Annotated in this window: 22 protein-coding genes; 10 read left to right on the top strand and 12 right to left on the bottom strand. The window is 74.4% G+C overall.

The window, feature by feature from the left end; translation table 11 throughout:
• Nucleotides 1-27: 27 nt before the first annotated feature.
• Nucleotides 28-498, bottom strand: coding sequence for a DUF4291 family protein (locus FJK98_RS21240; RefSeq protein WP_145920596.1), 471 nt, complete (start codon nucleotides 496-498; stop codon nucleotides 28-30).
• Nucleotides 499-632: 134 nt separating this feature from the next.
• Between FJK98_RS21240 and FJK98_RS21235 the strand changes: the two genes are divergently transcribed.
• Nucleotides 633-1,307 (top strand): hypothetical protein, encoded by a 675-nt coding sequence (locus tag FJK98_RS21235; RefSeq protein ID WP_145920595.1) that lies wholly within the window; start codon nucleotides 633-635, stop codon nucleotides 1,305-1,307.
• A 51-nt stretch (nucleotides 1,308-1,358) separates the two neighbouring features.
• Here the strand turns inward: FJK98_RS21235 and FJK98_RS21230 are convergent, their stop codons facing one another.
• The 6 genes from FJK98_RS21230 to FJK98_RS21205 form a co-directional block, all read right to left on the bottom strand.
• Entirely contained in the window at nucleotides 1,359-1,721 is a 363-nt protein-coding gene (locus FJK98_RS21230) for a hypothetical protein (RefSeq protein WP_145920594.1), read from the bottom strand.
• An 80-nt stretch (nucleotides 1,722-1,801) separates the two neighbouring features.
• The gene (locus FJK98_RS21225) at nucleotides 1,802-2,569 is read right to left on the bottom strand and encodes a hypothetical protein (protein WP_145920593.1); all 768 of its coding nucleotides are present in this window, start codon (nucleotides 2,567-2,569) and stop codon (nucleotides 1,802-1,804) included.
• A gap of 51 nt (nucleotides 2,570-2,620) precedes the next feature.
• Complete coding sequence (locus tag FJK98_RS21220; RefSeq protein ID WP_145920592.1) at nucleotides 2,621-3,199, bottom strand: transcriptional regulator; 579 nt, start codon at nucleotides 3,197-3,199, stop codon at nucleotides 2,621-2,623.
• Complete coding sequence (locus tag FJK98_RS21215; protein WP_145920591.1) at nucleotides 3,196-4,341, bottom strand: PEP/pyruvate-binding domain-containing protein; 1,146 nt, start codon at nucleotides 4,339-4,341, stop codon at nucleotides 3,196-3,198. Before FJK98_RS21215 ends, FJK98_RS21220 begins: the two co-directional genes overlap by 4 nt.
• A complete protein-coding gene (locus FJK98_RS21210; RefSeq protein ID WP_145920590.1) occupies nucleotides 4,338-4,733 on the bottom strand; it encodes a hypothetical protein in 396 nt (131 codons plus the stop codon). Before FJK98_RS21210 ends, FJK98_RS21215 begins: the two co-directional genes overlap by 4 nt.
• Before the next feature lie 196 nt (nucleotides 4,734-4,929).
• Nucleotides 4,930-5,232, bottom strand: coding sequence for an antibiotic biosynthesis monooxygenase (locus FJK98_RS21205; RefSeq protein ID WP_145920589.1), 303 nt, complete (start codon nucleotides 5,230-5,232; stop codon nucleotides 4,930-4,932).
• 217 nt (nucleotides 5,233-5,449) lie between these two features.
• Here FJK98_RS21205 and sigJ point away from each other — a divergent pair, with 217 nt between their 5' ends.
• On the top strand, nucleotides 5,450-6,394 hold the full coding sequence (sigJ, locus tag FJK98_RS21200) for an RNA polymerase sigma factor SigJ (protein ID WP_205789110.1): 945 nt from the start codon (nucleotides 5,450-5,452) through the stop codon (nucleotides 6,392-6,394).
• 107 nt (nucleotides 6,395-6,501) lie between these two features.
• On the opposite strand, the gene FJK98_RS33295 is transcribed toward sigJ, so the two are convergent.
• The 3 genes from FJK98_RS33295 to FJK98_RS21190 all read right to left on the bottom strand — a co-directional run bounded on the left by FJK98_RS33295 (nucleotide 6,502) and on the right by FJK98_RS21190 (nucleotide 8,213).
• Nucleotides 6,502-6,672, bottom strand: coding sequence for a hypothetical protein (locus FJK98_RS33295; RefSeq protein ID WP_168222526.1), 171 nt, complete (start codon nucleotides 6,670-6,672; stop codon nucleotides 6,502-6,504).
• Nucleotides 6,673-6,806: 134 nt separating this feature from the next.
• Complete coding sequence (locus FJK98_RS21195; RefSeq protein ID WP_145920588.1) at nucleotides 6,807-7,028, bottom strand: hypothetical protein; 222 nt, start codon at nucleotides 7,026-7,028, stop codon at nucleotides 6,807-6,809.
• A gap of 105 nt (nucleotides 7,029-7,133) precedes the next feature.
• Nucleotides 7,134-8,213 carry a sporulation protein gene (locus FJK98_RS21190; RefSeq protein WP_145920587.1) on the bottom strand — a complete coding sequence of 360 codons (1,080 nt, stop codon included), beginning with the start codon at nucleotides 8,211-8,213 and terminating at the stop codon, nucleotides 7,134-7,136.
• A gap of 363 nt (nucleotides 8,214-8,576) precedes the next feature.
• Here FJK98_RS21190 and FJK98_RS21185 point away from each other — a divergent pair, with 363 nt between their 5' ends.
• The 7 genes from FJK98_RS21185 (at nucleotide 8,577) to FJK98_RS21155 (ending at nucleotide 15,622) form a co-directional block, all read left to right on the top strand.
• Nucleotides 8,577-9,383, top strand: a complete 807-nt coding sequence (locus FJK98_RS21185; RefSeq protein ID WP_145920586.1) for an SAM-dependent methyltransferase — start codon at nucleotides 8,577-8,579, stop codon at nucleotides 9,381-9,383.
• The gene (locus tag FJK98_RS21180; protein ID WP_240762215.1) at nucleotides 9,380-11,230 is read left to right on the top strand and encodes a bifunctional diguanylate cyclase/phosphodiesterase; all 1,851 of its coding nucleotides are present in this window, start codon (nucleotides 9,380-9,382) and stop codon (nucleotides 11,228-11,230) included. The genes FJK98_RS21185 and FJK98_RS21180 overlap by 4 nt, the downstream gene beginning before the upstream one ends.
• A 163-nt stretch (nucleotides 11,231-11,393) precedes the next feature.
• Nucleotides 11,394-11,951 (top strand): RNA polymerase sigma factor, encoded by a 558-nt coding sequence (locus tag FJK98_RS21175; RefSeq protein ID WP_145920585.1) that lies wholly within the window; start codon nucleotides 11,394-11,396, stop codon nucleotides 11,949-11,951.
• Nucleotides 11,948-12,751 (top strand): hypothetical protein, encoded by an 804-nt coding sequence (locus FJK98_RS21170; RefSeq protein WP_145920584.1) that lies wholly within the window; start codon nucleotides 11,948-11,950, stop codon nucleotides 12,749-12,751. Before FJK98_RS21175 ends, FJK98_RS21170 begins: the two co-directional genes overlap by 4 nt.
• 80 nt (nucleotides 12,752-12,831) lie before the next feature.
• Complete coding sequence (locus FJK98_RS21165; protein ID WP_145920583.1) at nucleotides 12,832-13,632, top strand: ABC transporter ATP-binding protein; 801 nt, start codon at nucleotides 12,832-12,834, stop codon at nucleotides 13,630-13,632.
• The gene (locus tag FJK98_RS21160) at nucleotides 13,629-15,035 is read left to right on the top strand and encodes a hypothetical protein (RefSeq protein WP_228543097.1); all 1,407 of its coding nucleotides are present in this window, start codon (nucleotides 13,629-13,631) and stop codon (nucleotides 15,033-15,035) included. The genes FJK98_RS21165 and FJK98_RS21160 overlap by 4 nt, the downstream gene beginning before the upstream one ends.
• On the top strand, nucleotides 15,032-15,622 hold the full coding sequence (locus tag FJK98_RS21155; protein ID WP_145920582.1) for a hypothetical protein: 591 nt from the start codon (nucleotides 15,032-15,034) through the stop codon (nucleotides 15,620-15,622). The genes FJK98_RS21160 and FJK98_RS21155 overlap by 4 nt, the downstream gene beginning before the upstream one ends.
• Before the next feature lie 83 nt (nucleotides 15,623-15,705).
• Here FJK98_RS21155 and FJK98_RS21150 read toward each other — a convergent pair whose 3' ends face one another.
• Nucleotides 15,706-17,406 (bottom strand): aminotransferase class V-fold PLP-dependent enzyme, encoded by a 1,701-nt coding sequence (locus FJK98_RS21150; protein ID WP_145920581.1) that lies wholly within the window; start codon nucleotides 17,404-17,406, stop codon nucleotides 15,706-15,708.
• Nucleotides 17,407-17,596: 190 nt separating this feature from the next.
• Here FJK98_RS21150 and FJK98_RS21145 point away from each other — a divergent pair, with 190 nt between their 5' ends.
• Complete coding sequence (locus FJK98_RS21145) at nucleotides 17,597-18,379, top strand: inositol monophosphatase family protein (RefSeq protein WP_168222525.1); 783 nt, start codon at nucleotides 17,597-17,599, stop codon at nucleotides 18,377-18,379.
• Nucleotides 18,380-18,397: 18 nt separating this feature from the next.
• Here FJK98_RS21145 and FJK98_RS21140 read toward each other — a convergent pair whose 3' ends face one another.
• Entirely contained in the window at nucleotides 18,398-21,010 is a 2,613-nt protein-coding gene (locus FJK98_RS21140) for a CHAT domain-containing protein (RefSeq protein ID WP_145920579.1), read from the bottom strand.
• Between the last annotated feature and the right edge of the window lie 89 nt (nucleotides 21,011-21,099).

The following is a 21,099-nucleotide window of genomic DNA, read 5'->3' as shown; positions in this document are numbered from 1 at the left end:
ACTGTCAGGGGCGCAGCGGGTGAGCTGTCACTGCCGGTGCCGCCGGTCGGGATCACCGACGGGGCCGGCCCCGAGGCCGGCCGCGATCCGGTCGGCAAGTGGATAGACGTGTTCGACGGGCAGCCGTGCCGCCGCCGCCTGTTCGTCACCCCGGCGCAGCAGGTCCCGGATCTGCCCGACGGTGGCGGTGACGTCCTCGACCGCGACGATCCAGTCGTCGACGTACCGGTCGACCGCCCGGCCCAGCGCCCACTCGAACCCCGCCCGCGTGATCTCGATGGACAGCACGCGCTCCTGCCCGGGCTTCGTGGCCCAGCCGCAGCGGTACATCATCCACAGGAACGACGGCTTGATCCACGTCATCCGCTCCCGTTTGAACGGGGCCACGAAACGGCCGGCGGCCACCGCCGGCACCGCGATGTCCGGCGGGTACGCCTGGTACACGGTGACGGTCGTGGCCGAGTGGCGGGCACGGATCTGGCGTTCGGGAACGGACACCCGCCGATCCTCGACGGTCAGGACCCGGCCGGTCCACCCGGATTCCGTGCACTCCGGCCCCATCTGGACGAGGGCCCGTGTTGCCCGCACGGTGTTCACTGCAAGCAGGTGTCCGTCGACCCAGGAGGGTGTGTATGCGGCGATGGTGGCGGACGCTGAAACCCGCCGAGCAGGTGGTGGCGCTCGGCGCTCTGGTCACACTGGTCGTGGGTGTCATCGCGGCGGTGCCGGCGTACCTCACCGCCACCAGGGAGACACCGGCGGGGGCCGATTCTGCGGCCAGCTCCACCCCACCTCCGGAACCGACGACAGGTCCACGCGGGACGCCGGAGCCGACCGACCCGCCGACCACACCGCCCACCACCACGGCACCGGCGACACCGAGCAGCCCACCTCCCACCCGGACACCGCCCCCCACGGTCGCTCCGACCGTGACCAGGACGCCGCCGGTACGGTTCGCGATCACGAGTGCGACGGTGGTGCCGAACTGCTCGGACGTGTTCGGCACGGGGGACGAGCCGCCGGCCGGCCGAACCGCCGTGCTCTTCGTCCGCCCGGCCGGCGGGAGCTACTTCTACGAGCAACCGCTGCGCTTTCCCACCCCGCACACCTGGCGGGCGAACCGGGTCGTCGTCGGCGACGACAGGTCGCCGGGACAGCGCTTCGAACTGCACGTCTTCGTCGTCAGCGACGCGTACGCCAAGGAACTCACGACGCACGACGGGACGCCCTACTCGGTCCCCGACCAGCCGGGCGAGCGGCTCACCTCGGCGGCGGTGACGCGTACCGACGAGATCGGCAACTGCTGACCCGGCCCGGGTGCCAAGGGTGTCGACGCGGCCCCGCCGTCCGGGACGGCGTCACCGTCCCCGACTGCCGTCGTCCGGTCGGCGGCTGCGCGTCAGCAGGTAGCCGGCGTAGGCGGCCAGCGCCACGGCCGCCACCGTCGCCGACGGACCGGCCAGCGCGCGGGCGCTCGCGCGGGAACCCATCGCGACCCCCGAGGAACGGTCGGCGAGCAACGACCAGCGCGACCGCCACGCCAGGGCCGAGCCGACCGAGAGCGCCGACCCGATGGACAGCACCGATCCGGCGGAGCCGACGCTGCCGATGGAGGCGATCGACCCGACGCTGCCGATGGACAGCACCGAGCCCCGCGACCCGATCGACAGCACCGAGTCGGTGGACCACAACGACAGCCGTGACGATCCGGTGGAGGTCATGGGCGCATTGTGCCGCACTCCGGTCGCTTCCGAGGGCCGATCGGACCCGCACCGGCCGGTACGCGGGGGACCGGGCGCCGCTAGGCGTCAGGTCGCGGCACCCACCAGTCGCCCAGGACGTCATGGAGGATCAGCAGGGCGGCACCGAGCAGAACCGCCGCGAGTATGCCGATGCCGAAGCCGAGAACGCCCCGGTCCCACGGATACGTCGGGTTCCGCGCGGCCACCGCCGCCGCCGACCGTGACCACGGCCGCTCCCGGGCCGTCCAGAGCAGCAGTCCGAGACCGTACGGGCTGAGGCAGATCAACCAGAACCAGTACCACCGGGTGCCCCGGACCGGCGTCGGGCCGGCGACCACGACGACGAGAGCGACGACGGCGAGGAGGAGGCCGGCCCCGCCGACGACGGACATCGGTGACTGGACGTCACCGGCCCGGTGTTCGAGCCCGGCGGCCCGCAGTTCCTGCGCGATGCCGACGGCACCGGGTCCGGAGTAGCTCTCCTGCTCGACGGCGCCGGTGGTGGTCACCTGTCCGAACCGGTCGGTGTCCGTCCAGTGCAGCCGGCCGTCGGGCGTTTTCCACGCGAACAGCGGCCCGTAGCTGCCGGAGGCCCACAGGCTGGCAGAACCGAACCACAGGGGTGAACGGTCCACCTCCCACCGGTCACCCCACTGGTAGGCGGTCACCCGGCCCGCGACCACGTCCGCCCTGGCCCGGTCGTAGTCCTGCTGGCGCGGGGCAGTCCACCACGTCATCGTGGCCCCGAGCAGCCACAGCAGGACCAGGGCGATCCGCAACGCGCCCCACCACCGGCCGGACGGCACGCCGGGCACACCCTGACTCATGAGCGCAGTGTCCCAGCAGCGCGCCAGCCGCCGGCGTCGGTCGTGGTGCGGTCAGCGGGTGAGGCCGAGGGTGGCGATCAGGTCCTCGTGCAGCTCGAACCAGATGCGGTGGCAGGAGTCGACGTCCACGCCGGTGATCCATTCCCGGTCGTCGCCGGCCCGGGCGAGCGCCCGGGTGAACCGGTCGTGGTAGCCGGCGAAGCGGGCCAGGCACGCGGTCAGGGACCGGTCGAGATCGTGGAGCCCCTCGGCGAGCTCCGCGAGGTCGTGCAGGGTCGTGGTGGCCTCGTCGGGTCGTAGCTGCCAGGCGGTGAAGACCTGGGCCGCCCGGGCGTTGAGCGTCACGAAGTGTTCGTGGGCGCGGGCGACGGCGTCGTGCGCGTTGACGCGGTCGAGTTCGTCGCGCAGGTGCGCCTCGTTGCGCCGGCGGCCCGCCGTGGTGAGCGACCACCCGGCCAGGTCGGCGAAGGACGACCGGCTGACCCAGCCGTACGCCTGGGCGTCGAGGAGGTCCTCGTGGGTCCGGTCGGGGTCGAGGCGGAACCGGGCGGCGACGGTGGGACTGTCGGCGAAGCCGGTGAGTCGTACCGCATGCAGCGCGAGCAGGTCGGTCGGTGAGGGGTGGGTCATCGGTGATGCCCTCCGCTGATAGTGCCGTGGGTGCCGTCGACGGTGACCGGATCGCCGTCGGTCAGGGCGGTCATCGCCCGGTCGACGCCGACGACGGCGGGGATGCCGAACTCCCGGGCGACGATGGCCGCGTGGCTGAGGATGCCGCCGGTCTCGGTGACGACGGCAGCGGCGAGCCCGAACAGCGGGGTCCAGGCCGGGTCGGTGGTCCGGCACACCAGGACGTCGCCGGGCCGGACGCGGCGGAAGTCCTCCACCGACCGGACGAGGCGGGCCGGTCCCCGGGCCCGACCGGGGCTGCTGGGCACACCGGTGACCAGCGGGACGGCCACGGCCGGGTCGGTCGCGGGTGCCGGACCGCCCCGGGTGGTGACCGGGCGGGCCTGCACCAGCCAGACCCGGCCGTCGGCGACCGCCCACTCGACGTCCTGGGCGGTGCCGAAGAGGCCCTCGGCGCGCCGGCCGAGGGCGACGAGCCGGGCCACCCCGTCGGGCGGCACGCAGCTACGGGCCCGGTCCGCCTCGGCCACGGGGGACCGCACCAGACCGTGCCCGCGCAGGTCGAGGCGGGTCTGTTTAGTCCCCACGGTGAGCCGGACGACGTCCCCCGGCGGGGCCACGACCACCTCGTCGGGGGTCACCGCGCCGGAGACCACGGATTCACCGAGCCCCCAGGAGGCGTTGATCAGGACGACGTCGGCACCGGTGCGGGGGTCACGGGTGAACAGCACACCCGCGTGGTCGGCCGCCACGAGGGTCTGCACCAGCACCGGTGCGGCGGCCGGCCCGTCGCCACCGGGGTCGAGACGTGCCCGGTAGCTGCGCGCCCGTTCCGTACCCGGTGAGGCGGCGCACCGGCGCACCGCGACCAGGATCTCGTCGAGGCTGCGGGCACCCAGGATGGTCTCCAACTGCCCGGCGAACGACACCGTCGACGTGTCCTCGGCCAACCCCGACGACCTGACCGCGACCGCCCCGCCGCCCAGCCGGTCCAGCTGCTCGGCGATCCGTTGCGGCTCGACCGCCGGACCGGTGACGACGAACCCGTCCGGTACGGGCAGTCCGGCGCGCAGCGCGACGCCGAGCCGGTACGCCTTCCGGCCGCACGACGGGTCGGCGTCGGCGAGCGCGACGATGCTCACGAACCGGCGTCGGCACCGCGGCGCGACAGCACCCGCTCGTGCCGCTGCTGTGCCGCCTGGGCGGTCCGCAGACCCAGCGGACGGGCGATCTGCGCCCAGGTCAGCCCCTCCGCGCGGGCGACGAACAGCAGGCCGGCTTCGAGTTGGTCCACCTCGGCCCGTGCGGCGGCCAGCAGCGCGATCGCCGCCAGCAGGTCCTCGGGCAGCTCCAGCGCGGCCCGGTCGGTGTTGGCCCGCCACAGCGCCTGGCGGATCAACGTGGTCGCGTCGTGGGGCTGCCCGTCGGCCAGCCAGGGCAACCGTGGCAGGTCCCGGCCGCCGCGGTCGGTCAACCGTCTGCGCGCCCACCGCTCGGCGTCGGCCGCGCTGTGCCGCCCGTCGTCCTCGTGCACGTCGCCAGCCTGTGCTTTCAACACCCTGTTCGTCAACAGATTGTTGAAAGATCCGGTGGTGCCCGGCCGGGTGGGCCGGGCACCACCAACTATCCGACCTGGCGGACGTCGGCGCTGGCCGGGGGTACGCCGGAGCGGCCGGGCGGGCCACTCCGGCCCCGGGGTCAGCCGGTCGCCGGCCGACCCGCCGTCGGGGTCACGCGGTGAACTCGCCGACGACGGTGTAGAGGCCGGGGCCGGCCTGGGCCAGCTCGGCGGTCCGCCGGGCGTACTCGGCCGCCTCGGGGTCGGCCTGGGTGGCCCTGACGTCGTCGGCGCTGCGCCACCGGGCGACGTTGACGACGCGGGTCCGGTCGAGGCTGGCGAGCAGGGTGACCGAGACGAAGCCGGGCCGCCGGGACACCACCTTCTCGGTGCCCTCGACCAGCAGGTCGATCACCTCCTGCTGCCGGGACGGCTCGACGTCGATGACATTGATGAACGTGACGGGGCCGGGCATCGCCTTCTCCTTCGTACGCGCTCCCCACGGGTGGTGCCGCCACGGCGGGCCGCACCCGACGCCGCGCGGAGCTGCCGGGTGAGCGGGCGGGACCGCCCGCTCTGTGAGGTAGACGACGCGGGTCGGCGAACTGTCAGGCGGTGCCCGCCGCGCCGGACGTGATCCGATAGCGGTGGGCGGCGCGCGGCGGTCGTTGCGCCGGGGGAGGGAGGAGACGGTGCCGCAGGACGCCGTGCCGGGCCACCCGGCGTCGCCGGACCCGGTGACCCGCGAGCGTGGGGTGCTCCTGGGGCTCAGCTACCGCCTGCTCGGTTCACTCGCCGACGCCGAGGACGCCGTGCAGGAGACCTACATCCGCTGGCACCGGCTCAGCGACGGGGAACGCGACGCCGTCGCCAACCCCCGCGCCTGGCTGATCAGGACCGCCGGCCGCATCGGGCTCGACATGCTCACGACGGCGCGGGCCCGCAGGGAGCAGTACGTCGGCGAGTGGCTCCCCGAACCCCTCCCGGCTACCGGCTGGAGCAGCCAGGTGGCCTCGACGGTGGCCGACCCCGCCGACCGGGTGAGCCTGGACGACTCCGTGTCGATGGCCCTGCTGGTGGTGCTGGAGGCGATGACCCCGGCCGAGCGGGTCGCGTTCGTGCTGCACGACGTGTTCCGGTTCACCTACCCCGAGATCGCCGAGATCGTCGGCCGCACCCCGGCCGCGTGCCGGCAGCTCGCCTCGTCGGCACGGCGTCGGGTCCGTGAACAACGCCGTACGCGGGTGCGTCCGGCCGAGCACGCGGCGGCGGTGCGGGCGTTCCGGTCCGCCTGGCAGACCGGCGACCTCGCCGCTCTGGTCGACGTGCTCGATCCGGACGCCACCGCGATCACCGACGGCGGCGGCCTCGTCTCGGCCTCCGCCGTGCCGCTGCACGGGCCGCAGGCCGTCGCCGGTTTCCTGCTGGGTGTGTGGGACCGGCAACCCGACCTGGTCGTCGACGAGACGTCCGTCAACGGCGAGCCGGGTCTGGTCGCCACCGACCGGCACGGCCGTGTCCTCGCCGTGCTCGCGCTCGCCGCGACCGGCACCGGCCGGGTCGGGCACCTGTGGGTGGTCCGCAACCCCCGCAAGCTGGCACGGTGGGGGCGCGTTCCCGCCGGTCGGGGCCGCTGACCGACGCCCCTGTCGGCGGCATCGACATCCCCTCCGCTGCCGCGACCGTCACCCGCGCCGACCGGGGCCTGACCGGACGACGGCCGGTCGTGCGGCCGGGCCCGCCGTCAGGCCGGCTCGGGCACGCCGCCCGGATCGCCGTCGTCGGGCATCGGCTCGACCGGCGCCTCCGGCAGCTCGCCGGGCGTATCGGGAAGAAGCTCGCCGACGTCGTCCGGCACCGGCTCGCGAGGGTCGAGGGGTGGGTACACGTCCGGGTCGAGGTCAGGATTTGTCATCGGGCAATTATCCGGCACGACGGTCGTGCGCGCCCGTCGGCATCCGCCGTGCCGGCGTCGTCGCGGTCCGCCCGGCAGTGGTCGGCACGGGCGGATGCCCGGTGGCCCGGGGAGCCCCGGACCACCGGGTGGGCTCACTTCGCGCCGGTGAGGGCGACCAGGGCGTTGGCGGTGTGGAAGTACGGGTTGCGGCCGAGGTCGCCGACGGTGGTGATGCCGAAGGCCTCCTTGAGCAGCTTGGCGTCGCCGTCGCTGACCCCGGCGAGGGCGGACACCGGGGCGTCGACGATCTCGGTGAGGGTCTTGTCCTGGTATGCCTTGTCAACCAGCGTGGTGAGGTCGGCGCTTGCGGGCATGCACACTCCTTGACTCCTGGTCGAAAATTACGACCATATCCGGACGAACTAGTTGAATTAGATCATGATTTCCCTGTCCGATCCACAGTGGACCGGAGCGGAGGGTCAGGCGTCCTCGTCGCCGCCGTCGTCCTCGTCGCCGCCCTCGTCCTCGTCGTCGAAGATCTCGTCGGCGATCATGCCCCCGGCGAAGCCGAGCGCCGCGCCACCGACCACACCGGCGGCGACCGCACCCATGCCGGGCCCGTCGTGGTCGTGGCGCTCCTCCTTGTGGTGGCCGCCGGAGTGCCCGTACCCCGCGTGCCCGTAGCCGGGCTGGCCGTAGGCGGGTGCGCCGTAGCCGGGCGGCGGGTAGCCGGGCGTCCCGTAGGCCGGTGCGGGCGGGGCATAGCCGTCGCCGACGTGCGGACCCTGCCGGCCGTCGACGGCCTGCCGGAGCCAGCCGTCGACCTGCGCGGTCCAGTCCCCGTGCGCGTCACCGTGGGCGACGTGGTGACGGCCGTACGAGTCGTGTCCACCGGTGAACAGCCCACCGTGCTTGTCCAACTCCAGCACGACGTCCACCCCGTGCTCGTTGGCGACGAAGGTCAGCTCGACCTCGTTGACGGCGTGGGCGTACTGCGGCGCCGCGTAGTACTCGATCTCCTGATAGAACGGCAGCGTCTGGTGCAGCCCCGAGATGTGGCCCCGTTCCAGGTCAGCCGCCTTCAACGCGAAACCGAGCCGGCCGAACGCCTCCAGGACGCGCTCCTGGGCGGGCAGCGGGTGTACGTAGACCGGATCGAGGTCGCCCTTGTCGACCGCGCCCCGGACGGCCACCTCGGTACGCAGACCCATCGTCATGCCGGGCAGGTGCTGACCGTTCAGCTCGGTCACCGGCGTCTCCCACGGCACCGCAACCTGGAACGGCAGGCTGAGCTGCTGCCCCTCACGCAGGAACAGGCCACCGGCGACCGGCACCCGGTGGAACTCCACGAGCGCGTCGTACTCCTCCTCCGCGCCCTCCACCTCCACCCGGGTGACCAGACCGACGGTGATCTGGTCGATCTCCACGTCGTGGCTGCCGCCGGTCAGGTTCACCTGCCCGGTGAGCGTCAGCCCCGGGCGGGTGCTCGGATTGGACAGGACCGTATCGACGCTGGGGCCGCCCACCCCGAACGCACCCAGCATCTTCTTGAACACCACGAACCTCTCCCTCGACGGCCGCCGGGCCCGCGCTGACCACGGACCCGAAGGAACTACACGAAACCGTTGTCCGGCAACGACTTCAGCGGCATCCACTGTGGAAGCCGCCGGGCCGGCAAGCTACCAACGCAACCTGAACGGCGGCTGAGTGAACCGTGGCGGACGGCCCCGCCGCAGGCCGGTGTCCGGACCGGTTCCCGGGGCCGCGCGGCGCGCGCGACGGTCAATGTCTGTACCGTGTGGACAGACGGTCGGCGGTCGACGCCGTGGTCTCCGCACCGTGATCGCGGTGCGGTGCGGGAGTGGAATATATCCGACTATAGTGGCGGCGGTCACGTCTCTGTGGTGGTGGGAAGGGCGACGATGGAACGGCCGGAGTGGGCGCCAGCGGATGTCGATCTGAGCCGGCCGAGCGTGGCGCGAGCCTACGACTACTGGCTCGGCGGCTCGCACAACTTCGAGGTCGACCGGGAGTTCGCCCGCCAGGCACTGGCCGCAGTGCCCGACCTCCGCCTGGTCGCGCGGGCGAACCGCGAGTTCCTGCACCGCGCGGTGCGGTTCATGCTCGACCAGGGCGTCCGGCAGTTCCTCGACATCGGCTCCGGCATCCCGACCGTCGGCAACGTGCACGAGATCGCCCAGCAGGTCGACCCGGACGCCCGGGTGGTCTACGTGGACATCGACCCGGTGGCGGTGACGCACAGCACGCACATCCTCGCCGGCCAGCCCAACGCGGTCGCCCTGCTCGAAGACCTCCGCCACCCGGAGGCCATCCTGGAACACCCGGAGACCCGCCGGCTGCTCGATCTCGACCGGCCCGTCGGCCTGCTGCTCGTCTCGGTGGTGCACGCGGTCCCCGACCACGACGACCCGTACGGCCTGATCAAGCGACTGTGGACGGCCCTGGCCCCCGGCAGCTGCGTGGCCATCAGCCACGTCACCACCGACAGCCGACCGGACGAGATGGGTGAGGGCACCCGGCTCAGCGGCCGGACCAACACGCCGGTCACCGCCCGTACCCGCGCCCAGGTGGAGGACTTCTTCGCCGGTCTCGACCTGGTGGAGCCCGGCGTGGTGTGGTCACCGCTGTGGCGTCCCGAGTCACCGGCCGAGGTCGGCGAGCACCCGGAGCGGATGAGCTTCTACGTCGGAGTCGGACGCCGCAGGTGAGCGATCGGCCCGACGCCGACGGAATCGACGACCGGCACCGGCCGGGCGTCGAGGAGTTCGTCACGGCGTGGGCCACCGCCCTGCACCGGGCCCACTACGTGCCGATCAGCGCCGGGCAGCGGCACCGGATCGTCAGCGCACTGGCCGACCGGCTCGTCGCCGCCGTCCTCACCGACCCGGTACGGCCCGGCGACGGCCAGCGGATCGGCGCCGATCTGGTGGCGGCCGGCTTCGGCTCGCCGGAGGCGCTCGGCGGGACGATCGCGGTCATCGGCGCACGGCTGCTCGCCGCGCTGGGAGTCGCCGACGACCCCACCCGCGCCACCCGGCTCAACGGCCTGCTGGCGGACCTCGCGGCGGGCTTCGCGTCCGCCGCGCACGACCGCAGCCTGCGGGAACAGGACACGGTCCGGCTTGCCGCGCTGGCCGCCCGCACCCAGGCCGAGGAGGCGTTGCGGGTCAGCGAGGCCCGGTTCCGCCGCTTCGCCACCCACGACCAGCTGACCGGCCTGCCCAACCTGACCCGGTTCACCGAGGAACTGGGACGACTCTGCTCCGCCGCCGTGCCGGTCGACCGGGTCGGGGTCTGCTGCCTCGACGTCGACGACTTCGCGGCGGTCAACGACGTCCTCGGACACCAGGTGGGTGACCTTCTGCTCCGTGAGATCGCCAACCGCCTCGCCGCCCTCACCGACCCGCGGATCGACCTGGTGGCACGACTGGACAGCGACCGGTTCGCGATCCTGGTCCGCGACACCACCTGCGCCGAGGACGCCATCAAGATCGCCGACCGGGCCCTGGCCACGCTCGCCGCCCCGTTCCGCGTCAACGGCACCGAGGTGCCCCTGACGGCGAGCGCGGGAGTGGCCGAGGGCACCGTCGCCGACGACGGCGCCACCCTGATGCGGGACAGTGAGATCGCGCTGCACTGGGCCAAGGCCGACGGAAAAGCCACTCTGCGCCGGTTCGACCAGGACCGCAGCGCCGCCGACGCGGCACGCTACCGGCTGTCGGCGGCCATGCCGGCGGCGTTGCACCGTGGCGAGTTCACCGCCGCCTACCAACCCATCGCCGCGCTGCGCTCCGGGCGGCTGGCCGGCGTGGAGGCGCTGGCCCGTTGGCGGCACCCCCAGCTCGGTCTGCTGACCGCCGCCCGGTTCATCGACCTCGCCGAACACACCGGCCTCGTGGTGGCGCTCGGCCGCCACCTGCTGGAGCAGGCGTGCCGGCAGGCCAGCGATTGGCAGCGGATCCAACCCGGGCTGTACGTCAGCGTGAACGTGTCGGTACGCCAGCTCCGCCAGAACGGACTGGCCGGGGAGGTGGCGCAGATCCTCGACCGGACGGGCCTGCCGCCCCACCTGCTCCAGCTGGAGGTCACCGAACAGGCCGTGATCGACCTGACCGGCGTGGTGACGGAATCCCTCGCGGCGCTGATGGCCCTCGGCGTCCGGATCGTCATCGACGACTTCGGCATCGGCTACGCGAACCTGGCCAACCTCCGCTCCCTGCCGCTGCACGGCCTCAAGCTCGACGCCAGCCTGACCCGCCCGTCGGCGCAGCCGGTCCGGCGGCCGGGGGCCCGCCGTCCCGGCACGGACGACGACTTCCTGCGCACCGTCGTGTCCCTCGGGCACCGGCTCGGCCTGGTCGTGACCGCCGAGGGCATCGAAACCGCCCAGCAGGCCCTCCGGCTGACCGCGACCGGCTGCGACAACGGGCAGGGCTGGCACTTCGGCCGTCCGGTGCCGCCCGACGAGATCACCGCCAGCATCGTCGCGCAGCGCGACCGCGACGCGGTGTCCCACGACACCGCCCGGCCGGCGTTCCCCGCCCAGCAGCGCTGACCTGCACCGGCGCGGCAGGCCGGCCGCGCGGCGGCCCACCGACCCACCCCCGGCGGGTACGTCAGGATGGGGGAGCCCGACCCCGGCGGTGATGTGACGCCGGTCACGCCGATTGGGGACCCGATCCGGTACGGCCGTCGTCTTACCAGGTGTGAGGACAGACGTGGAAGCAGACGACGAGGGTGAACTCGTACGACGCGTCGCCCGTGGCGACCGCCAGGCGTTCGACGAGCTCTACCGGCGTACTGCCCCGTGGCTCGAGGTACGGCTGCGTCGCCGCTGCGCCGACCCCGACGTGGTGGCCGAGGTGCTCCAGGACACCTACCTGGCGGTCTGGCGGGCAGCGGGCAGCTTCGCCGGCACCCGGACGCGCACCGGCGGCGAGGCACAGGGCAGCGCGGTGGGCTGGCTGTGGACCATCGCCGCCCACCGGCTGGTCGACGCGTTCCGCCGCCGCGCCCGCCGGGGCCAGGTGCCCCAGGTGGAACTGACGCCGAGCACCGCCCCCGCCGCGGAAGACGAGGTGATGGCCGCCCGGATCGGCCAGGAACTGGAGCAGGCCCTGCTCACCCTGCCGCCCGCCGTCCGGGCCGCCCTCCGGGCCACGGTCCTCGACGGGCTCTCGGCACGCGAGGCGTCGGTGCTGCTCGGCGTACCGGAAAACACGGTGAAGTCCCGCGTCCGCCGGGCCCGGGTCGCCCTACGGGAGGCGCTGTCATGACCACCCACCCCAGCCTGACCCAGATCGACCGCTATGCCACCGGCGATCCCGGTCTCGACGAGTCCAGCGTCTGGGCGATCGAGGTGCACCTCGAAGACTGCGCCGACTGCCGTGCCCGCCTGGCGGGCAGCACCACGGCGGAGAGCCGGGCCGTGATCGACCTGGTCGCGACGGCCCTCGACCGGGAGATCGCGGCCACCCCGGTTCCCGCCGGCCGCAGACGGTCCTGGTCGGTGACCCGGCACCGCTGGTTCGTCGGCACCCTGTTGCCCTGGCTGGTCATGACGGTGACGGTGCTCGGCTGTGCCGCGCTGCTCGGCGCGCTGTGGGTCGGCCTGCCCTCGGTGGTGCTGCTGATCGCCCCCCTGGCGCCGCTGCCCGGCGTGGCGGTCGCCTGGCACCGTCGGGCCGACCCGGCCTGGGAACTGGTCGCGGCCACGCCCGCCGCCGGCCTGACGATGCTGCTGCGGCGCACGGCCGCGGTGCTGGCGTTCGTCATCCCCGCGCTCGCCGTGGTCGGCGCCGGGACCGGGGCGTCGTTGGCACTGCTGCTGCTGCCCTGCCTGGCGTTCACCGCCGCCACCCTGCTGCTGGGCACTCTCGTCGGCGTACGCCGCGCCGCGCTCGGCCTCATCGTGGCCTGGACGCTCGCGGTGATCGCCCCCAGCCTCATCGCCGCCCGGATGCCGGTGGTGCTGTCGGCCGACAGTGCCCGCACCTGGGCCCTGGTCACGGCCGTCCTGACCGTCGTCGCCCTGCTCCGGATCGACGGTTTCCGGCGGCTCTCCCACCGCGACTGACCCCACCTGTGACCTCGCGGAACGGCCACCCGGCCGGACCGCCACCCTGCCCTTGGCAATTACCGAAGGAGACAGCGACGATGCGTGCGGTGAGCGCGGTCGAAACGACCACCACCACCCATCCCTGGGCGATCCACGCCGAAGGCCTCCAGGTCCGGGCCGGCCGGCACCTCGCCGTCAACGGCCTCGACCTGGCCCTGCCCACCGGCGTGCACGGGCTGCTCGGGCCCAACGGCGCGGGCAAGACCACCCTGATGCGCGCCCTGGCGACCGTCGTGTCCCCGGCCGGCGGCCGGTTGACACTGCTCGGACACCCCGTCGACGGCCGCTCCGAGCTGCGGGCGGTCCGCCGCGCCCTGGGCTACCTGCCGCAGCACTTCGGCTACTACCCACGGTTCACCGTGCGGGAGTTCGTCGGCTACATGGCCTGGCTCAAGGAGATGCCCAAGGCGGGGGTCGCCGCAGCGGTGCAGCGGGCCATCGACCGGGTCGGGCTCACCGCCAAGGCCGACGCCCGGATGAAGACCCTCTCCGGCGGCATGCTGCGCCGCGCCGGCATCGCCCAGGCCATCGTCAACGACCCACGGCTCCTGCTGCTCGACGAGCCGACCGTCGGCCTCGACCCGGAACAGCGGCTCGACTTCCGGGAGCTGCTCCGCGACCTCGGCACCGACACCTGCGTGCTGGTCTCCACCCACCTGGTCGAGGACGTGGTGGCGGCCTGCACCGACGTCGTCCTGGTCAACGAGGGCCGCCTGGTGTGGCGGGGCACGCCCGAGGTGCTCGCCGCGCAGGGCGACGCGGGCCACGCCGGTGACAGCCCGGCCGAGCGGGGCTACTCCGCGCTGCTGCGTCAGCACCGCGCGGAGGCCACCCGATGAGCGGGCGAACCGTCGACGTGCACGCTGCCGCCGCCCGGCGGCCCGAAGGGAAGCGGGGTGCCCGCGTGGGCGTCATGGGGATCGAACTGCGCCGCTCCGCCGCGCTCGGCGCCGGGTTGATCACGGTGGTGGTCGGGGTGGGGGCGTTGTACGCGGCGACCGGCCGCTGGTCGACTGGCTGGATGGCCCTGGCCCTGGCCATCCGGGAGTACCTGCTCCTGCTGTGGCCGCTCGCCCTCGCGGCCGGAGCCTGGCAGGGCCGCCGGGAACACCGGGCGAAGGTCGGCGAACTGTTCGCCACCACCGCCCGGCCCCGCACCGCCCGGATGCTGCCGGTGCTCGGCACGATGGCCCTCACCCTCGCGGTCGCCTACCTGCTGGTGACGGCGGCAGGCATCGTCTGGATCGTCACCACCGCCTCGTACCTGCCGCTGCTGAACTTCGTCGTCGTCACCGCCGTCGGCGCGCTGTCCCTGGTCGCCGCGGCGTGGCTCGGACTGGGCATCGGGCGGCTGCTGCCCGCCCTGGTCACCGCCCCGGCGCTGGCGGTGGGCGGCGTGCTGCTGGTCTTCTTCGCCACCATCTCGCCCCCGGAGCGGTTGGCCGCGGCGATCTCCCCGGCGCACGGCTCCGGCGGGTTCCACGACTACCAGACGATCGACAACCGGGTCAGCGGCGCGCTGGCGATCTCGATGATCACGCTCGCCGTCACCGGCCTGTTGTTGTTCGTCGCCGACGGCTGGCGACTCCGGGCGATGGCGGTGCTGCCGGTGCTGCTCGGCGTCGGGGTGGCGACGGCGATCCTCCCCAACGACCGGGACGTGCTCACCTGGCCGGTCGACCCGGTCGCCCGGGAGCTGGTCTGCACCGACGACACCCCGACGGTGTGCGTCAGCCGGGTCCACGCCACCGTGCTCGACACGATCACCCCGCCGGCCCGGGAGGGCCTCACGGCGCTGGCGAAACTACCGAACGCGCCGACCGCCGTGCACGAGGACACCCACACGATTTCGTACCGCCAGGACCCGCCGGCCACCCCCGCCGGGGTCGTCACGGTCGAGGTCCGGATCGACAAGCGGGGCCGGCTCGCCCACCCCGACGTCGTGGCCCTGGAGGTCGTCAGAGGGCTGGGCGTCCCGTACGACAGCGACTGCCAGAACCGCAACGAGACGGTAGAACGGGCGGCGGCCTACTGGCTCATGGGCCGCGAGCCGCGCTCGGACGTCGGGCTGGTCCCCGGCATGATCGAGGAGGACCCGGCGATCACCACCGACGCCAGGACCCTGTGGCAGGGCCTGCGGGCACTGCCCGAGGCGGAGGCGGTGGCCCGGGTGACGGCCGTCCGCGACGCCCTCCTGGCCTGCCGGGACACCGAGGGGCTGCTGTCCAGGAGCATCCGGTGACGGGGACGCTGCTCTACCTGCGTTCACGCCGGGTACCCCTGGCCCTGGCCGCGGCGGTCGGCGGCGCGGCGGTGATCTGGACGCTCTACCTGGCCTTCGCCAAGGACCGGGACGCCACCCCGCTGGTGGTCGTGCTGACCGTCCTGCTGATGGTCGCGGCCCTCACACCCACCCTCGCCGGCCCGGACGCGAACCTGGACCGGACGGCGTCACTGCGCTGGCCCTGGCGACGCGGCGTGCACCTGACCGCCGGCCTGGTGATCGTCCTCGCGGCGCTGCTCGCCACGCTGCACACCGGCGCCCGGTTCGGGCCGGCGGCGCTGGTGGTCCGCGACGCCGCCGGGCTGCTCGGCCTGACCGCGCTGTGCGCGAGCGTGGTCGGCACCGCCCGCTCCTGGTTCCTGCCGGTCGGCTGGACCACCATCGCGGCCATCTACCCGCAGGGCGGCACCTGGGGAGCGGTCGCCACCTGGCAGGGCCAGCCGACCGACAGCCGGACCGCCACGGTGACGGCGGCGGCGTTCGCCCTCGGAGGGCTGGTCGCCTACGCGCTCGCCGGTCCCGCCCGCACGGACCCGTCGGAGTAGCGACCCCGGCGGCGGGCAGGAACCGCGCCCCCGGGCCCGGCCGGGGGACGGCCAGCCGGGTGGTCGAGCGCCGCGTCCAGCGGTCAGCGCGACGACGCGGCGGCGGTGCAGGCCGGCGGGAGGTGGAACCAGCGCAGCGCCTCCACGCCGGCCGGCAGGCCGGTGGGCCCCTCGTCGACCTGGTCCCGGCGGCCGGCCAGGATCTCCCGCGCCTCGTACAGGTAGTCGGCCAGCGCGTCCTCCCCGGCCCGGCGCCGCCGGGACACCGGCTGCTCCCCGCCGGCCACCAACCGGGCCAGGTCGGCCAGGCGCAGCGACCGCCCCGGGCCCCGGTGGTGCCGCCACAGGCCGGTACGGGCGTCGAAGCGGTAGTCGGCCAGCAGCCGGTGCCCCTGCCGGGCGACCAGGTCCACGGCGTCGATCAGATAGTCGGCGACCCGGTCGGACAGGAAGTAGCCGAAGGTGATCCGGGTCCACCCGGGCTTGATCCCCTCGCACCCCCGGGCGATCTCCACCCGGAACGCCTGGGAGCGTTCCTCGTCGATGCCGAGCAGGCGGTGCCCGTACGGGCCCGCGCAGGAGCACCCGCCGCGGGCCTGGATGCCGAACAGGTCGTTGAGCAGCGCCACCACGAAGTTGTGGTGCAGGTGGCGGGTGCCGTGGCGGATCTGCACCGACACGATGGGCAGCCGCCGCGCCCGGGGGTTGCCCAGGACCACGATCCCCGGGTTCGTCGACCAGCGGCGCAGCGCCCGCGACCACAGCCGCTCCTCGCGGTCGGCGATGACGTCGGTGCCGACGGACTGCTTGAGGGCGAACACCAGGCCCGCCCGGATCGACTCGACGATCGCCGGCGTGCCACCCTCCTCGCGGGCCACCGGATCGTCGAGGTACCGGTGCCCGACCGGGTCGACGAACGCCACGGTGCCGCCACCGGGGACCACCGGAACCCGGTTGCGCAGCACGTCGCGCCGCACCACCAGCACACCGGGGGTCTGCGGGCCGCCGACGAACTTGTGCGGGGACAGGAAGACCGCGTCCTTGCCGTCCGCGGCGCCCGGCGTCGACTCGCCCATCCGGATCGGCACGTACGGGCCGGCGGCGGCGTAGTCCCAACACGACAGCGCACCGTGGGCGTGCAGCAACGCCGCGATCGCGTCGGTGTCGGACAGGATGCCGGTGACGTTGGAGGCGGCGGAGAAACTGCCGACCCGCAGCGGGCGGTCCGCGTACCGGACCAGCCGCTCGGCCAGCTCGGCCCGGTCGATGTGCCCGTCGGCGTCCGCGCCGATGACGACCACGTCGGCGTACGTCTCCCGCCACGGCAGCTCGTTGGAGTGGTGCTCGTAGGGGCCGACGAAGACCACCGGACGCTGCTGCGGGGCGATGCCGTCCAGCAGGCCGTGGCGGCGCGTCGGCCCGTCGGGCAGCCGCAGTTCGAGGACGCCCACCAGCTTGTCGATCGCCGCCGTGGCCCCCGCACCGCAGAAGATCACCGCATGGTCGTCGCTGCCGCCGACGGCGTCGAGGATCGTCCGCCGGGCGTCCTCCCGCAGCCGCCCCGTCGCCCGGCCGGTGGCGGAACTCTCGGTGTGGGTGTTGGCGTAGCGGGGGAGCACCCAGTCCCGGACGGTGTCCTCCACGAAGTCCAGCGCCCGACCGGAGGCGGTGTAGTCGGCGTAGGTGATCCGGCGTGGTCCGTACGGGCCGTCCAGCACCTCGCCCTCGCCGATGACCCCGTCGCGGATCCGCGCCAGCAGCCGCTCTGTGTCGACCGTACCCATGTCGCGCTGCCTCCCCACGGCGATGGCGACGGGGCGGGTCGACGGGGTGTCGGCGAGCGTCGGTTCCCCGACCGCTGTCCACAGTGTGCCCGACCGGGCGGCCCCACCGCTCGCCGCGTCCGTCTGGTGTCCGCGCCCGTGCGGGTGCGACGATCTCCACCGGCCCTGCCGACGACCCGAGGAGAGCGCGATGGCGACCGGTGCCGAGCTGGACGACTGCCGGCGGGTCGCCGAGGAGGCGGCCCGCCTCGGCGGCCGGGAACTGCTGCGGCGCTTCGGCGACCACGGCCGCGTCGACTACAAGACCGCCCCCACCGACCTGGTCAGCGAGGCGGACCGGGCCAGCGAGACGCGCATCGTCGAGCTGCTGCGCGCCCGCCGCCCCGGCGACGGCATCCTCGCCGAGGAGGGCAGCGACCACGTCGGCGACTCCGGGCTGCGCTGGGTGCTCGACCCGCTCGACGGCACCGTCAACTACGTCTCCGGGATACCGTTCTGGTGCGTCAGCGTCGCCTGTGAACAGCAGACACCGGACGGGTGGCGGCCGGTCGTCGGGGTGGTCCACGACCCGGTCCACGACGAGACGTTCTGCGGCGTCCGGGGCGGCGGTGCGATGCTGAACGGCACGCCGCTGACCCGGCGCGCCGACATCCCACTCGGCGAGGTCGTCCTCGCCGCCGGCTACGCCTACGACGTCGCCCACCGCCGGGTGCAGGCGGCCGTGGTCACCGACCTGGCCGGTGACGTGCGCGGGGTGCGGATGCTGGGCTCGACGGCGCTGGCGCTGGCCTGGATCGCGGCGGGCCGCTGCGACGCCTACGTCGAGGACCGCACGTTCCGCTGGGACTGGGCGGCCGGTCAGGTGATCGCCGTCGAGGCCGGCGTCGCGGTCGAGGTGAGCGGCAGCCGGGTGCTCGCCGCCCCACCGGAGCTGATCGACGGCCTGCGTCCCCGGGTCGCGGCGCTGGGCTGACCCGCGTCCGGCGGGGCGTCAACCGGCGCCGAGACAGACGAACGCCGCCGCCGTGGCCCCGGCGGTGCCGTCGCCGGAGGCGACGAAGGCCCGCTGGGCGTCGGCGAGCGCCTGCGCCGGGCGCAGCCCCGACCGCATCCGCCGGTGCAGGTCCAGCATCAGCGCGGTGGTGGGGTCGGCCGGCACCGGCAGCACGGTGGCGATCAGGCACCGTGCGCCCAGGCCGAGCAGCACGGCGGTGAAGCCCATGACCTCGTCGCCGGGGCGGACCCCGGTCAGCCCCGAGTCGCACGCGGACAGCACCACGCAGCCGGGCGGCCGGGCGACCCGCTCCCACTCGTAGGCGAACAGCGGCCCGTCGGCCAGCTCCAGGGTGGAGAACTGTGGATTGTCGGCGCGGAAGGTGCCGTGGGCGGCGATGTGGACCAGGCCGGCCCCGTCCAACGCCGCGGTCAACGCGTCGGCGGTGGCGTCCGCGCCGGTGAGCAGGGTCGCCCCCGGCAGCACCTGCGCGAGCCGGCCCACCTCGGCCCGACCCGCCGGCAGGCGCGGCCCGCAGGCCAGCACCGACGGCCCGGTCGGGGGCTGCCCGCCGTCCGCCCGCAGCCAGGCCGTGGCCGACGGGGCGACCGTCACGGCGCGCCCGGCGCAGGTCGGCAGACCCGACCACGCCACCGCGTGCAGGGCCCCGACCGGCACGATCACCAGGGGACGGTCGCCGAGGTGCCGGCGCAGCGGATCGAAGAGCTGACGGTCCAGTGCGGCGGCGGCGTGCCCGGCCCCGTCCCGCGCGGTCGCCGTGTCGCCGGTGGTGACCAGCCGGCGCAGGGCGAACCGGTGCCACCGGGTCAGGTGCACCGCCTCGGCGAGCGGACCGAGATCGTGCAGGCTGGCCCGGCCGTCACGGACCAGCACCGCCCGGAGCCGGTCGCCGTGGGCGACCAGCTCGACCAGCACCCGGGGGCCGAGCCGCCCGGCGAGCACGCCCACGCCGGGCGGGTTCACCACACCGGTCCCACCGGGTACCCGGCGGGCCAGGTCCCGGATGCGCTGCTCCAGCCGCGCCTGCCGACCACGCAGGGCGTGGGCCGGCCGGCCCGCCAGCACCTCGTCCTCCAGCAGGCTGCTGACGAGCCGCAGTTCGGTGAGCGCCGCGAACAGGTCCGGGTCGTCCGGGGGCAGCGCCGGACGCATCCGCAGGGTGTTGGCCCGCCAGCGTTCCGCCCAGGCCAGGGTGCGGGCCGGGGAGCCGGCCCGCACCGCGATGTCGAGCCCCTCGGCGGCCAGTTCCCGCCCGTACGTGCCACTGTGGGCCCGCAGCTCCGTGGCGCCGAGCGACGTGCGGTGCCGGTCGAGCACGGCCAACCCCCGCCGCAGCGCCCGGGCCGCTCCGGCGTCGTCACCGGTGAGCCGACGCGAGCGGGCCAGGGCGTACCAGCCCTGGGCGCGGCGGGAGGCGGTGCCCCGACGGCGGGCCTGCGCGGCCACGTCGAGCAGGGGCACGGCCCGGTCGACGCGACCCGCGGCGGCGGCCAGCAGACCGGCTTCGAGACGGGTGGTCAGCGCCGGCCCCGGCCACCCGGTGGCGTCGAGTTCGTCGGCCGTCCGCACCATCGCGGTGAGCAGGGCCGCCGTCCGGGTGCCCCGGCGGAACTCCGCCCGCAGCTCGACGTGCCGGGCGAAGGCGGCCCAGGTGCGGCGGCCCTGACGCCGGAACCTGACCCGGGCCTGCGCGGCGGCCGCGGTCGCGGTGTCCAGGTCGTCGGCGAGCAGCGCGGCCCGGGCCTGGGCGAGCAGCGCCTCGGCGAGATCCGAGGCCATGCCCCGGCGGTGCAGCTCGCGTACCGCGGCGGCGGCCACCTCGACCGCCTCGTCGAGCAGCGGCACCGACAGCAGCAGCTCGAACCGGTCCAGCAGCAGCGCCGGACGCGGAACGTCGAGCCGCCGGTACTCCTCGTCGACGTCGGCGAAGCAGCGCAGCGCCACGGCGATCTCGCCGCGTTGCCCGGCGGCGATGCCGCTGTTCCACCGGGCGTCGGCCGCGGCCAGGTCGAGCCCGAGCCGGTGGAAGACCGCCGCCGCCCGGGAGAGGTCGTCGTCGGTGCCGCCGGAGGAACCCCGGTGCGCGTTGAGCAGTCCACGGTTGTTGCGGGCGCGGGCCTCCAGCAGCGGATCGTTCTCGCGTTGGGCGATGTCGATGGCGATGCCGTAGTCGCGCACCGCCTCGGCGTAGCGCCCGCGGTAGTGCAGCACCACCCCCCGCTGCATCCGGGCCCGGCCGGCGTCGGCGCCGGCGAGCTGGGGCAGCGCGGCGGTCACCGCCCGCAGCGCCGCCGCCGTACGACCGGCGTTCGCCAGCACGTACCCGAGGCTCATCCGGGCCAGCGCCCGGGTACGGGGGGTGCCGGCCACCCGTACCGCCCGGCGCAGGTGGCGCAGCGCGCCGGGCAGGTCGTTGAGTTCGCGCAGGGCCAGCCCGACGGCCCGCTCGGCGGTGGAGCGCTCGTCGTCGTCGGCGGTCTGGCTGGCGAGCACCCGCTGGGCGATGCTGATCGCCTCGGGTGGGTATCGCTGGACGGCGTCGAGCGCCGCCTGGGCCGCCGCGGCACCGCAACCGGTGCTGTCGGGCATGCCCTAGAGAGTCCACGACGAACAGCCGTGAGTCAACGTCGGGAATCCATCGCGGGAATGTCGTCAATGGGTGTCCTGCTCGGTTACCC

Source organism: Micromonospora sp. HM134 (assembly GCF_007833915.1).
GTDB lineage: Bacteria > Actinomycetota > Actinomycetes > Mycobacteriales > Micromonosporaceae > Micromonospora > Micromonospora wenchangensis.
This window is presented reverse-complemented; position numbering and strand designations above follow the sequence as displayed.